The sequence below is a fragment of the Nocardia sp. NPDC050408 genome (assembly GCF_044458905.1).
In the GTDB taxonomy this organism is placed as follows: Bacteria; Actinomycetota; Actinomycetes; order Mycobacteriales; family Mycobacteriaceae; genus Nocardia.
In genome coordinates this window covers 47226-59025 of record NZ_JBITIL010000008.1, presented here as the reverse complement: position 1 = coordinate 59025, position 11800 = coordinate 47226, and the positions used below count along the sequence as shown (strand labels likewise).

The following is an 11800-nucleotide window of genomic DNA, read 5'->3' as shown; positions in this document are numbered from 1 at the left end:
CGGTGTCCCAGCGTGTTTCGGCTTCTGTCATGCTGCCCACCCCCTGGTCGCCACCGACCAGGTCTGCGTCGCTCCTGCGGCGGTGAGCGCGTCGCGAACCGTCGTTGCCTGGTCAGGCCCGGTCGTCAGGGCGAGCATGCAGCCACCGAGACCGCCGCCGGTGAGTTTGGCGCCCAGTGCTCCGGCCGCGAGCGCGGCGGCCACGAGACGGTCCAGCTGCGGGCAGCTGACGCCCAGCTCGCGCAGCCACTCGTGGAACTGGATCAGTTTGTCACCCAACTCTGCTGCTCGCCCGGTCGCGAGATCTGCTGCCGCGCATCGCGTGAGTTCGGCAGCATGCATCAGTCGTGCTCTACCGGCCGTGCCCTGCAGAAGCGGCGCGGCGGTGGCGACAGCGCGGCGGGTGCTGCCGATGAGGCCGCTGTCGGCGATCACCACCACCGCATCCAGGTCGGCGGTCAGTCCGTGCGATTGCTCAGCTTCGAACCACAAGGGTGAGGTCGAGGCCGCGGCGGCGGCATCGACTCCGCTGGAGCGTCCATGCTCGAGCTGCTCGCCATGCTGTGCGAGCCGATGGATCGCAGCCGTGTCGGCGTTCGCGCCGTACAGGTCCGCGAAGGCGCGTGCAACCGCGACCGCGCCAGCCGCGCTCGAGCCCAGCCCGCGCCCGGCAGGAAACCCGGCGCTGACCGTGACCTCGACCGCATCGTCATGAGTTCCCCAGCAGCACAGTGCTTCTGCTGCCGCGACCTGTATTCCGGACGTCGCTGCTGCGGTGCTGCGAGTGGCGAGAAACCTGTAGCCGGTGCTTGGTCCAGGGGGTCCCGGGCAGTTCTCTGCGATGCCCGGCGCCTCGTCGAGGCGGCGCGCCTGCGCGAGAACCGCCAATTCCGGCAGCGGCACTGCCATCGCCGGCATCCCATACACCACGGCGTGCTCACCGAGCAGCACCACCTTGCCGTGTGCATGGCCGGTGCCCATTGTGAGAGTTCGCATCACGATCACCGGTCCCGGCGGCCGATCATCTGCGCCAGGGCTGTGAGATCACCGGTCGACGGTTGTTCGGGCAGCAGTGCGAGGGCCGCCGCAATCTGTTGCGCGGCACGCTGTTCCGCAGTTTCTTTGCCGCCGGTGAGCTCGATGAGCATGGTGGCCCGCGTGATTGCCGACGGATCCAGCGTGCCGTCCGACCGGTACATCCGGCTCAGCTCGGCCGCCTCATCGGTGTCGGCGGCCAGCGCAGCCACTACCGGCAGTGAGCGTTTGCGGCGGGCGATATCGCCCCCTACCGGTTTGCCGGTGATCGTGGGATCACCCCAGATGCCGAGCACATCATCGACGAATTGGAAGGCCAGCCCGAGTTCCCGGCCGAAGGCGTCCATCGCGTCCACCGTCCGGGCATCCGCTCCGGCGCACAGCGCACCCAACGCACACGCACAGCCCATCAGCGCGGCGGTCTTCCCGGCGGCCATGCGCACATAGTCGTCGATGCCGACCGTCGGGCTCACCTCGAACCGGCAGTCCTCACACTGCCCTCGGCACATCTCGATCACCGCTGCTTCCAACCGGGCCAGGGCTTCGCCGGCAATCTGCGCGGGCAGCCCCGCCGACAACACCTGAATGGCCAAGGCGTGCAGTGCATCACCGAGCAGGATCGCATCGGCGACACCCCAAATGCTCCACACCGTCGCCCTGCCGCGCCGGGTGTGATCGCCATCGAGGACGTCATCGTGGATCAGGGAGAAGTCGTGCACCAACTGTAGTGCCACCGCTGCCGGGACCGCGGGGCCTTCGGCTGCGCCGCAGGCTACTGCGGTTGCGAACACCAACATCGGTCGTAACGATTTGCCGGAACTTCCACGGACCGGGGCACCGGTAGAATCCCACCAGCCGTAGTGATAGCCCGCCATGTGCCGCAACGGATCCGGCAGCCGTTGCACCCATTCGCGCAAGACTGGTGTGCACAGGTTGTGCGTGCGCTCTTGTAGTGCCGCGACCCGTGCAAAATCCGTGCCGGTGGTGGTCGTCATCGTGTCTCCCGGGAGCGGGCGCCAAGGTAATGGGGGTCACCGGCGTCTCGGATACGCTGTTTCGTGCAATTCAGGCTAGGAGCGTTGGCATTGAGAAAAACCAACTCGCGCGGGGTACAACGCAATGCACTGTGTACCACCTCGGAAAAGTTGGAGACCATGAGTATGGAAGGAGGAACCGCATGGCAGCGGCGAATAAGTAATCGGTGGAACCGAAGAAACGAGCAGTCGCGATGGTGCGTGACCTAGAGAAGGAGGTGAGGCCGGGCAATGGCGCGGTCGCTCGGGTCGCTCGGATTCTCGACGTCGCAGCGTGCGGACCCGAGATCGCGACCGTACAAAAGAACCACCGAATCCGAACTCCTGACGTCGGAAACGTAGGAAATTGGGCGCAATGGAAACTTACGTAGCTCGTAAGGATCGCCGTGATTCGTCATGAACGCGAGTCGCGAAATAGTTGGTGATTGCGTCGGCTTCATTCGGTCATCGTTCGAGCTCATGGCGCGTACCTCTCCAGTCAGCCCACCTCGCACGTGACCGGCGGACTGTCCCCGTCATATGTCGAATCGTAGGCTGAGCGCATCGAGCCGGACATGCTCACATTCGGAAGCCGCCGTGGGTTCTTTTGTCAATGACGCCAACATCGGCAAACTCAGCGACGGCCAACAGTCATTGCGTAGGCGGGTTGGAACCGCTGGCCACCGAGATGGACGTGCTGGTGAAGCTTTTGTCGACGGAGTAGCCGGTGACCACGGCGGCGGCGATCGCGACCAGGCCAACGTAGGCCACGGTCCAGCCGATGAAGGTTTCGAACATGATGGTTCTCTCTTTCTGGAGAATCGAACTGGAATCGAATCTCTAGGGCAAATTATGACCGACCACACAGATCCTGTCCGTCAAAACAGGTGCCGTCGGGACATCTGTCCCAGGTCTAGTGCTGCGTTCCTAAATGATCGTGTATCTTGTTGTGGGTCTTGTTGGTTCGTGTCGTGGGGTGGGTTCTGCCGAAGGTGGTGGTTGCGCGTCCTGCCCGGGATGTGTTGGAGGAGCGGAAGATTCGTAAGCTTGCTGGAGCGCGGCATGCTCCGGGTGATTGGATTCGTCGGGCGCGGATGATCACGGCGAGTTGGGACGGTAAGTCCACCGCGGTGATCGCGGATGAGTTGGGTTGTCACCCGCAGACGGTGCGTGAACGCTTGCACCGGTTCAACACTCATGGTTTGGAGGGGTTGGGTGACCGTTCGGGTTCGGGGCGTATCGGCAGCGGTAAGCTGACCGGAAATCGCCGATCCACCGGACGAGAGCCGTCCGACATTGGGAGCTCCCCAGATGAGCGATGCAACAACCGAACTCATCGTGCAAGCCGTCATCGGTTCCGCCGACGGGCTGCTAGTCGCCCGAGAACGCGGTAAGTCGTACGTCTTCTTGCCAGGCGGCCACGTCAAACCCGGGGAACCGATCGAAGACGCCCTCGTGTGGAAACTGAAAGAAGAAATCGGTGCCAGTGCCAGCATCGGTCAACTGATCGGAGTTGTCGAACACGGCTATACCGACGACACCAACACCATCCGCCACGAACTCAACCTGATCTTCACCGCCCAGATCACTGGTGAACCCGTCAGTCAGGAAGACCACCTCGAGTTCCTGTGGCTACCCCTCGACCAACTTCCCGTCGCCGACCTGCGGCCCTGCGCGCTCAAAGACGCACTTGTCGCCAACCACGCCAACACATTCTGGCGACGGTGGAACCGCTGAATTCTTCGGAAAGCGTCCTTCGATATGACGTCTGCGGTACACGAATCGCGTTTTCACATCTGTGATTTCGGATCGATCGTCTCCGTTGAAGATAAACGACAACAGCGGACGTCGAGCGGCTGACCTCGACGTTGGGAGATCGATTCAGTTCAGGGCACGTTCGAACCACCCGCCAGGTGCGAAATCCGGAACTACGCGCGGCAGCTCGCGCGGCTTGGTGTCGCTGTCGGCGGCCCACAGCACTTCCGCGCGCACGGCGGCTTGCCGGAACGCCTCGGTGTCGAGCTCGACTCGTTGTTCGGCGATGCCGGTCGCGGGCCAGGCGACGATCACCGTGAGCGGTCCGGGCGGTGGCAGCGGTGTCAGGTAGTAGGTGGTGGCGCTGAATCCATCGGTCGAGCCACCGCCGCCGCTCATCAGGATCGCGTTGTCCGCGTCGTCGTCGAGGCGCCAGAGATCGATATTGGTTGCTGTTCGGCCGTCGGAGAATTCGACACCGACCAGGAACTGGTCCTTGACGCCACTCGGATAGCCAGGACACAAATCTAAAACGACACAGCATTTGCCGTGACAACGCGTGGTGGGCGGACGACGGTCCAGCGTCAATCGTTGATGGCGTGGTGCACGGCCTCGACGGTCTCGCGGTCCCCGACTTCCATGGCCCCATGGTGCCATCCGGGTCGGCCACGGTTGACAGCTGATCGAACTATCCATCCAGTTTGGCCTTGAGGTGGAACTGAGAGTGCATCCCGCCTGAAACCGGACTGGCTATGGGGTGTCGGCGCGGTGCTCGAGAGCAGCTGTTATGAGGCTGCGTGCGGCCCGGCCGGTCACGGCCTGCTGGGCGAGGATTTCGAATGCCCGCGCGTAGGCGGTGACCTCCCGCGGCTGAGTGATGGTCAGTTCGGCCGTCAGGTTCTCGACCATCACCATTCGGTCGTCGAACATGATGAAGTTCGATATCGGTACCTGGTAGCGGGTTTCGGCTGGCACGATTCCGAATAGGACGCGTGGCATATTCTGAACTGCCAGCAGCCGGTCGATTTGGCCCGCCATGATTCGGTCATCTCCGACCGTCGTTCGGAGCGCTTGCTCACCGATGACGAAGTGGAACCGATGCTTTCGCTGGTACAGGATCTGCTGACGTTGCATGCGCGTCGCCACACCCTCTTCCACGTCATTCGGTATTCCCTGAAACTCGATGACGCTGCGGAGGATCTCGTGTGCGTAGTCGGCAGTCTGCAACAACCCGGGAATCAGGACGGGTTCATACCAGCGCATCAGCTCGGTGTCGGATTCGAACTTGATCTGGGCCTGCTGTCGTCGCTTTGTGCCGGTGCCGAGTACCCGGCGCCATTCCAGGTAGGACGCCTCGATGTTGCGGACTGTCGCTATGAGATCCGCCAGTTGGTCGGCCTGGCCGGTGTGCTCGCACCACGCGCGAATGTCAGCGTCGGTGGGTTTGGTCTTCCCGTACTCGATTTTTGACACCTTCGTCTGGTGCCAGCCAGCCAGATTCGCGAGTTCGGTACCGGAGAGCCCGGAATTGAGACGAAGCTCCCGGAGTCGACCTCCGAGAGCTTCGCGCATTTCATGAAGCGGATTACTCACAGGATGCAGTACTCCGCGAGCGGCGTAGCCAACGACCAGACGTGCTCTTTCACGCTCCGGCAGTAACCGACCAGCCGCGGGTCGGTAGTGACGGCGCCGCCGACCCAGCGGCCCGAGGGCTCGAATACTGTGTAGGCCAACACCGTGTCATCGAAAAGCCACCAGTCGTCCTCGGTCAGGTCCTCGGTGCCGATCTGGTGGCGGGGCAGATAGCGGACATTCTCACCGGCGTCGGCGTTGAAGCGCGCGACCGCCTTTGCGAATCGGGTGTAGTCCGTGTGAGGCTCGGTCACCACGCGTGCCCGGTTGATGGCCACTCCGCGGCCGGTCACCTCTCGCACATGGGTGAGCCAGGGCTGAAACCACGCATAGTCGTCGGGCTCGTCTGCCAGGAACTTCCGAAACGGCTCGGACTCTTCTGGCGTCTCGTAGGTGTCTTGGACTTCGAGATGGAACGCCTCGCGATGGCAGGCGCGAAAGAGGTCCTCGAATTCCTCACCCTGTACGAGCTGCACCGTAGAACGTCCTCTCTCCACACGGAACCTCGACGCACGTTTCGTCGTCGTAGATGTCGAGTCCGGCAAGTACATCCGGGTCGGTGACCGGGGTGCCGTCGAGGACGAAGGTGCCTCGGCCGGTATCGGTCATCGGTGCCCCGACGAACGTGTCTGGAAGGGCGAACCCGAGGAGCAGGTGTGGAATCTCGACGGTTCCCGTCGAGTCGGTCTTCCATCCCTGCACCACGTAGCTGCCGCGATCGGTGGCGTACAGCGACGGGCATCCGCCGCCGGTGGTGCCACCTTTGCCGAGAAACTGTAATCGCATCTATTGATCTCCCCTCAAAATATGCGCTCTTATGCTCGATGTCGCTCGATCATCGCTGATGAATGCCCCACTCGCATAGGAACTCACGGATTCGAGCATTTTGGAGCATGAGGCTAGACGAGCATCCTCGACACTTCTTAGCGTCGAAAGCCCCAACAGGCACACCGATATTGAGGGGTGTACGTGATGCCGCTAGAAGTTCGAGCGACCACTCGCAAGCCGTTGCCCATCCTGACCCCAGATCAGCAGTCCGAGCTCGATCCGGGCTTGCAACGGGTGATCGATTACCGCAAGAGTGGGCTGTCGGCGAACTGGATCATTGGTTGCCCGCTGGATTGCACTTACTGCGTGCGCCACACCTTCGAGAACTTCGAGATGAAGGTGCCTCGGCGGCTGATGGATGAAGAGTCTGCGGCGCGGATGCTGCTGCGCAACAAGCACTTCCGGCCGCATGTGACCCCGATTCAGCTGTTGAACAGGGCGACCGACCCGATGCTGCCCGCGGTGAAGCCACATACCCTCGAAATGCTGCGGCTGCTCGACGAGCAGGGCATCACCAACCACGTCCTGGTGATCACGCGGTGGCGGATCGAACCCGAGGACTGCGCGGTTCTCAATAGCTTCCACAATATCCGGCTGACGATCCTGGTCACACACAGTGGAATTGATGACGAGCGAATTGAACCGGTCGACTCCGATATCGCGGCGGCGTCGCTGCGGACCGCGTTCGAGCAGGCCGAGTCCTATCGGGTGATCCTGTATTGGCGGCCGATCGTGCCGGGCCTCAACGATTCCGACTCCCACCTGGACCGGGCGCGTGAACTCAGCCATTTCGCCCACGCCACCGTGTTCACCGGTCTCTTTTTCAAAGACCAGATCCGCGACTACTACCGGGACAACGGTCTTCCCGAGCTGTACGACGGTGGCCCGTCTCGCAAGATTTTCCCCGAACTGCTGGAGCAGCGGATCCTGGCCAACCGTGCCGGGTTCGGATCGCCGCTGTTCCGCAAGACGAGTTGCGGGGTGACCTTCGCACACAGCGTTGCCGACTACAACGGGCATTACGGCGTGCGGGAGTTGTGCGATATCTGCCCGGTCGCGCAGATCAAACGCTGTGCTGAGGATTGGCGTCGCCCCGGCGAGGAATCGACCGCGGCGTGGGTTCAGCGTCTCGGCGGCAACATGCTCGAGATCACCGAGCGGGCCGTGATCGTGGACGGCCTACCCGAAGGGCGACGCAACTTCCTCCAGCACAATCTCGGGTACCAGGTCAACGACATCCAGCGCCCGCACCATATCGGTCGCCACGGTCGCGCGGACATCGGATGGACTCACACTCAGGAGACAGCACGATGATCGTTCCAAACGCACTGCACGGCAAAGCCTTCGCCGTTGTCGACGTCGAAGGCAACGGGCAAACACCGCCCGAAATCATCGAGATCGCGATCCTGGCGGTATCGGGCGAGACGGTGGAGGCCGACGAGATGCGGTCGTGGCTGATCCGCCCCGCCCGCCCGATCACCCCCATTGTGACCCGAAAGGTCCACGGCATCACCAACACCGACGTCGGCGAATGCCCGACCTGGCCGGAGGTGTCGGACAAGATCGAGGCAACACTGACCGATCGGATCCTCATCGCGCACAACGCCAATCTGGAACGACGGGTTATCTCCGAACACCTGCCGGGCTGGACGCCACCGATGGTGCTCGACACGCTGAAACTCGCCAAGACGGTGTGGCCCGGCATCGGTGGCTACGCGTTGCAGAAGCTGGTCACCCACGCCGAACTGGACACCACCGCGATATCCGACCAAGGCCATCACCGCGCCGGGTGGGACACCTGGGCGGCCTGGCAGCTGCTGGTTCGACTGGTCGACGACAGCGGATTCGGCTGGGACGAACTCGTGCAAGCCGCAGCGCCAGCGGAGTTCATTCAGCCGAGAGAACCGGAAGGGCGACTGTGGTGAGCACCGATTTCGTGCGTCCCGTGACGATCGCGGTTACAGGGACGCACTCGACCGGCAAGAGCACGTTTCTCCAGCGGATCGCCGAACAGCTGCATCGCGACCGCGTCGAGGTGGCAGTCGTCGCCGACCTCGGCGCGCAGGCCGCCGAGCACGGGTTGCCGATCTTGCACGAACACACCTGGGCATCAACACTGTGGATCATCACGCGTGGAATGTCGCTGGAGGCGCATGCGTGGACACAGGCCGACGTGGTCCTGGTCGACCGGCCGGTGTCGGATGCACTCGGGTATTACGAAGCCGCACTGGAATACCGTGGCGCTCAACCACATTCAGCGAATATCGACCAGCTCGAGCAGTTGGTCGCCCGGCACGTCCGCCACTATGACCTGGTTGTGCGTACGGTGCTCGACCCGACGATCCCGTTGGACCTGAGCAAACCGCGGGGTACCGATCTGGAGTTCCGGGCGCTCGCTGACCGGCACGTCGCGAAGGTTCTCGAACGACTCGACATCGGACATGACCTGCTGCCGTCGGATGGGTACGATCGCGCCCTCGTCGAAGTGACGGCGTTCGTCAAGGGCCGCCTCGACCGGGTGGATGAGAACGACGATCACTGATGCCGATATCCCCAATCGCAACGAAAAGGCCAGCGATGTCCATCACCACATTGCCTGCAGCAGCAAGCGGCACCTTCTCGATCGGCGGCGACTTGCCGGTCAACCGAATCGGCTACGGCACAATGCGACTCACCGGCGCCGGCCACTGGGGCAGCCCCGCCGACGCCAACAAAGCCAGGCAACTCCTGCGCCACGCCATCGACCTGGGCTGCAACCACATCGACACCGCCGACGCCTACGGCCCGACCACCGCCGAACACCTGATCCGCCAGGCTCTGCACCCATACCCAGACGAGCTGGTCATCGCCACCAAAGGTGGCATGACCAGGCAAGGACCCAACCAATGGGCACCGGTCGGGCGGCCCGAATACCTGCGCCAATGCGTCGAAATGAGCCTGCGCCGGCTCCAACTCGACCGGATCGACCTCTACTACCTGCACCGCATCGACCCCCGAGTTCCGTTCGAGGACCAGATCGGTGCCCTCGACGACCTGCGCAACCAGGGCAAAGTCCGCCATCTCGGCCTGTCCAAGGTCACCGTATCCCAGATCGAAGCAGCACAGAAGATCACCCCTATCGCCGTTGTGCAGAACCGGTTCAACCTCCTCGACGACGGCGACGACGCGGTGCTCGACTACTGCACCCGAAACCGGATTGCGTTCGTTGCCTACGCACCGCTCGCCGCCGGGGCTCTGGTGAACGGGCGGGGCGATCCAGACGCCGCGACCCACTCGATCCAGTGGCTGCTGGACCAGTCGCCTGTCGTACTGCCGATCCCCGGCACCGCCTCGCTCCCACATCTGACGCAGAACGCCGCCGCAGCCAGCAAGTAAGGCAGCTGGGTCCCGATGACAGAGGCGGGGATTGGCGAAATCGACCAGGAGTGCTATGACCACGCCCGCCGTCCTCATCAGTGAGAGGTGAAGGAGATGCCCAGCGAGTTCCATACCGTCCTAATCGTTGTCGCGGCGGTCGCCGCGACGCTGGGACTGCTCTTCGGAGTCATACCCAAACTCGTCGACCGCGCCAGCCCTGCCGAAACTGAGTCCTGGAGCACCGAGCCCGACAGCCCCAAGCCGTTGCCCAACCCGCACGCCGCACCTTTCCGCCCCTACACAGTGCCAGAGGCACACAAGATCACCCAGAGCCATGCTCGCTGTACCCAAGGAAACTGCGGAGCAAAGGCGTCCGCCATCAGCACCCTCGTCGCCGCTGGCCGCATGCGACCTCCTGAACCCGGACGGCAACGACGGGCGGCGCGCAGATGAAGACGAGACCCATCGACGAGGCTTGGAGTGAATTATCTTGTCTGCCAGAGCAATCGGAGTGACAAATACGAGTCCTGACCGAGTGCGACTACAGCGTCGACACTCAGCTGAATGTGCAGTTGGCCTGGGGTGACGTCGATATCGCCGTGCGGGCCTACGAAGACTCCAATCCTCCGAGTCCTCAAGCCGCCACCCGGTTTCGCCTCCAGGGTTCTGTTGGTCTCACATCGCTCTTGATGTCGCAGGTGCGGGTTCGATGCTGTCATCGACGATGCGGCATCCGCTCCACCGGCAGGTGTGGTCGTCCCAGGCCGCGTGTGCACTGATACACCCGTCGGTCACCTCGACCGACCCGCAGAAGATCGCGGGGCACGCCACGGCAATCAACTGGTCCTGGTCATCGAATTTGGCGCGCCCGCAGTCGGCGTGCAGCCGGACGAACCGGCGACCGATCTCGTGGTGTCCACGCGATATCGGCCGACTACGGGACCGGGTGGAGAGTAGAGGAAGGCGAAGGTGTCGGTGTAGCCAGTGTAGCCAGTTCATGGGCCGACCTCTTCGAGCATTCAGTCCAGGAATCCCGCCTCGGTATCCGTGATCACCACGCGTCTGGCGGGACGCCCACGGCCAGCGTGGGGTGTTCGGGCGGTTGCCTGTCAAGATGGTGCGAGGCATCGAACACATGAGTTGGTGTGCTCCATTTCATGAATCGTCCACTGTGCGGGTGGAAAGGGTTGGGGGACAGGGTTTGTCATCGCCGTATTGCTATTTGCGGTCGTACCTTGGCCTCCACTGCGCACAGCCGTCCGCGCGTTCGCGACGGGACAGCAGTTCGGGGACAACGCTTTGCATCTTCGGCTCGGATCCATCTCTGGCAGGGAAGGGTCGTCGTCGATCTCTGACCAGTCTCGGCAACCATGCGCGACCTGGATTACGTTCTGGCACTGCGTTTTCGACAACACGCATTGGTGCTCATGTCGGCTACTCGGTGTCGTTCCGATCAACCGGCAGAACCGGCGGGAAGGGCGCAGCGATTGTCTCCTGTGCCTAATACAGAAGACTATGGATTGTTGCATTCTTCAGCTAGACGATGAGTTCTCGCGCTCGCGGTGAGCGGCAGGGCTGTTCGAGTTGGGCACACTCGTTGGTCTTCGTTGCTGAGTCCCCCACACACCCATTCGGACGCGGAACCATCACCGCGTTGTCGGAGACCAACGCGCCAGTCCTATGTCCTTCAGCATCAGTAATTTGCGCGTCGGGCCGAAATGACCTGTTACCCAAGACCTTCACTACCTGCCGCGGGGTGTAGTCGCCAATGGCGCCTGCGAGATATGTTATCGCTGCAACTTGTTAGTGCGAAGAATTTCCGGAGTGACACACATGCACCTGGTGCCTCATGTTGTTCGTCTCCTGCGCTCAGCCGATCAGTCGGATATTGGCTGCTTTGACGCGATCCAGGTTGGATGCGGCAATGTCGAATCGGACTCGCTCGTTGGTGCGGAGATACCGGAATCCGTGCCTGTTCTTTCGGTTGGCCGGGATGTCGGAGTAGTGAACGTAGAAATCGGTTCCGTCGTCACGGGCGATGAATCCGAACCCTTTCTCGACGTTGAACCACTTCACGGTTCCCTCGTGGTCTTGGGTTTCCATTCCTGTGCTCCTATTCCTTTCCTGCTGTTCATCGCCGATGACACTGACGTGGGTGTTCACTCGCCCGTTGGGATTGT

14 protein-coding genes are annotated in these 11800 nt (G+C 62.5%); 6 read left to right on the top strand and 8 right to left on the bottom strand.

The window, feature by feature from the left end; translation table 11 throughout:
* Positions 1 to 27: 27 nt before the first annotated feature.
* From mvk to ACIBJI_RS23755, 3 genes are all read right to left on the bottom strand, one after another.
* On the bottom strand, positions 28 to 996 hold the full coding sequence (mvk, locus tag ACIBJI_RS23765; protein ID WP_397085784.1) for a mevalonate kinase: 969 nt from the start codon (positions 994 to 996) through the stop codon (positions 28 to 30).
* Between the two features lie 5 nt (positions 997 to 1001).
* The gene (locus ACIBJI_RS23760; RefSeq protein WP_397085782.1) at positions 1002 to 2030 is read right to left on the bottom strand and encodes a polyprenyl synthetase family protein; all 1029 of its coding nucleotides are present in this window, start codon (positions 2028 to 2030) and stop codon (positions 1002 to 1004) included.
* Between the two features lie 669 nt (positions 2031 to 2699).
* Positions 2700 to 2846, bottom strand: coding sequence for a hypothetical protein (locus ACIBJI_RS23755; RefSeq protein WP_397085780.1), 147 nt, complete (start codon positions 2844 to 2846; stop codon positions 2700 to 2702).
* Between the two features lie 173 nt (positions 2847 to 3019).
* Here ACIBJI_RS23755 and ACIBJI_RS23750 point away from each other — a divergent pair, with 173 nt between their 5' ends.
* Positions 3020 to 3442 (top strand): helix-turn-helix domain-containing protein, encoded by a 423-nt coding sequence (locus ACIBJI_RS23750; protein ID WP_397085778.1) that lies wholly within the window; start codon positions 3020 to 3022, stop codon positions 3440 to 3442.
* Positions 3360 to 3785, top strand: a complete 426-nt coding sequence (locus ACIBJI_RS23745) for an NUDIX domain-containing protein (RefSeq protein ID WP_397085776.1) — start codon at positions 3360 to 3362, stop codon at positions 3783 to 3785. The genes ACIBJI_RS23750 and ACIBJI_RS23745 overlap by 83 nt, the downstream gene beginning before the upstream one ends.
* A gap of 144 nt (positions 3786 to 3929) precedes the next feature.
* Here ACIBJI_RS23745 and ACIBJI_RS23740 read toward each other — a convergent pair whose 3' ends face one another.
* From ACIBJI_RS23740 to ACIBJI_RS23725, 4 genes are all read right to left on the bottom strand, one after another.
* Positions 3930 to 4328 carry a hypothetical protein gene (locus ACIBJI_RS23740; RefSeq protein ID WP_397085774.1) on the bottom strand — a complete coding sequence of 133 codons (399 nt, stop codon included), beginning with the start codon at positions 4326 to 4328 and terminating at the stop codon, positions 3930 to 3932.
* 225 nt (positions 4329 to 4553) lie between these two features.
* Positions 4554 to 5375, bottom strand: a complete 822-nt coding sequence (locus ACIBJI_RS23735) for a helix-turn-helix domain-containing protein (protein ID WP_397085772.1) — start codon at positions 5373 to 5375, stop codon at positions 4554 to 4556.
* 17 nt (positions 5376 to 5392) lie between these two features.
* Positions 5393 to 5911, bottom strand: coding sequence for a DUF6879 family protein (locus ACIBJI_RS23730; RefSeq protein WP_397085770.1), 519 nt, complete (start codon positions 5909 to 5911; stop codon positions 5393 to 5395).
* On the bottom strand, positions 5892 to 6221 hold the full coding sequence (locus ACIBJI_RS23725; RefSeq protein ID WP_397085768.1) for a hypothetical protein: 330 nt from the start codon (positions 6219 to 6221) through the stop codon (positions 5892 to 5894). The genes ACIBJI_RS23730 and ACIBJI_RS23725 overlap by 20 nt, the downstream gene beginning before the upstream one ends.
* A gap of 186 nt (positions 6222 to 6407) precedes the next feature.
* Here ACIBJI_RS23725 and ACIBJI_RS23720 point away from each other — a divergent pair, with 186 nt between their 5' ends.
* From ACIBJI_RS23720 to ACIBJI_RS23705, 4 genes are read left to right on the top strand one after another with little or no spacing between them, the layout of a single operon-like run.
* Entirely contained in the window at positions 6408 to 7577 is a 1170-nt protein-coding gene (locus ACIBJI_RS23720) for a radical SAM protein (protein ID WP_397085766.1), read from the top strand.
* Complete coding sequence (locus ACIBJI_RS23715; protein ID WP_397085764.1) at positions 7574 to 8188, top strand: exonuclease domain-containing protein; 615 nt, start codon at positions 7574 to 7576, stop codon at positions 8186 to 8188. The genes ACIBJI_RS23720 and ACIBJI_RS23715 overlap by 4 nt, the downstream gene beginning before the upstream one ends.
* Positions 8185 to 8805, top strand: coding sequence for an AAA family ATPase (locus tag ACIBJI_RS23710; protein WP_397085762.1), 621 nt, complete (start codon positions 8185 to 8187; stop codon positions 8803 to 8805). Before ACIBJI_RS23715 ends, ACIBJI_RS23710 begins: the two co-directional genes overlap by 4 nt.
* Positions 8806 to 8840: 35 nt before the next feature.
* Positions 8841 to 9638, top strand: coding sequence for an aldo/keto reductase (locus ACIBJI_RS23705; protein WP_397085760.1), 798 nt, complete (start codon positions 8841 to 8843; stop codon positions 9636 to 9638).
* A gap of 1851 nt (positions 9639 to 11489) precedes the next feature.
* On the opposite strand, the gene ACIBJI_RS23700 is transcribed toward ACIBJI_RS23705, so the two are convergent.
* Positions 11490 to 11723 carry a cold-shock protein gene (locus tag ACIBJI_RS23700; protein WP_397085758.1) on the bottom strand — a complete coding sequence of 78 codons (234 nt, stop codon included), beginning with the start codon at positions 11721 to 11723 and terminating at the stop codon, positions 11490 to 11492.
* Positions 11724 to 11800 lie beyond the last annotated feature (77 nt).

Excerpts from the sequence above, each read along its gene's own strand:
- ACIBJI_RS23735 (WP_397085772.1), bottom strand. The coding sequence starts at position 5,375 with ATGCGCGAAGCTCTCGGAGGTCGACTCCGGGAGCTTCGTCTCAATTCC.
- ACIBJI_RS23760 (WP_397085782.1), bottom strand. The coding sequence starts at position 2,030 with ATGACGACCACCACCGGCACGGATTTTGCACGGGTCGCGGCACTACAA.
- ACIBJI_RS23755 (WP_397085780.1), bottom strand. The coding sequence starts at position 2,846 with ATGTTCGAAACCTTCATCGGCTGGACCGTGGCCTACGTTGGCCTGGTC.
- ACIBJI_RS23725 (WP_397085768.1), bottom strand. The coding sequence starts at position 6,221 with ATGCGATTACAGTTTCTCGGCAAAGGTGGCACCACCGGCGGCGGATGC.
- ACIBJI_RS23700 (WP_397085758.1), bottom strand. The coding sequence starts at position 11,723 with ATGGAAACCCAAGACCACGAGGGAACCGTGAAGTGGTTCAACGTCGAG.
- ACIBJI_RS23705 (WP_397085760.1), top strand. The coding sequence starts at position 8,841 with ATGTCCATCACCACATTGCCTGCAGCAGCAAGCGGCACCTTCTCGATC.
- ACIBJI_RS23715 (WP_397085764.1), top strand. The coding sequence starts at position 7,574 with ATGATCGTTCCAAACGCACTGCACGGCAAAGCCTTCGCCGTTGTCGAC.
- ACIBJI_RS23745 (WP_397085776.1), top strand. The coding sequence starts at position 3,360 with ATGAGCGATGCAACAACCGAACTCATCGTGCAAGCCGTCATCGGTTCC.
- mvk (WP_397085784.1), bottom strand. The coding sequence starts at position 996 with ATGCGAACTCTCACAATGGGCACCGGCCATGCACACGGCAAGGTGGTG.
- ACIBJI_RS23720 (WP_397085766.1), top strand. The coding sequence starts at position 6,408 with ATGCCGCTAGAAGTTCGAGCGACCACTCGCAAGCCGTTGCCCATCCTG.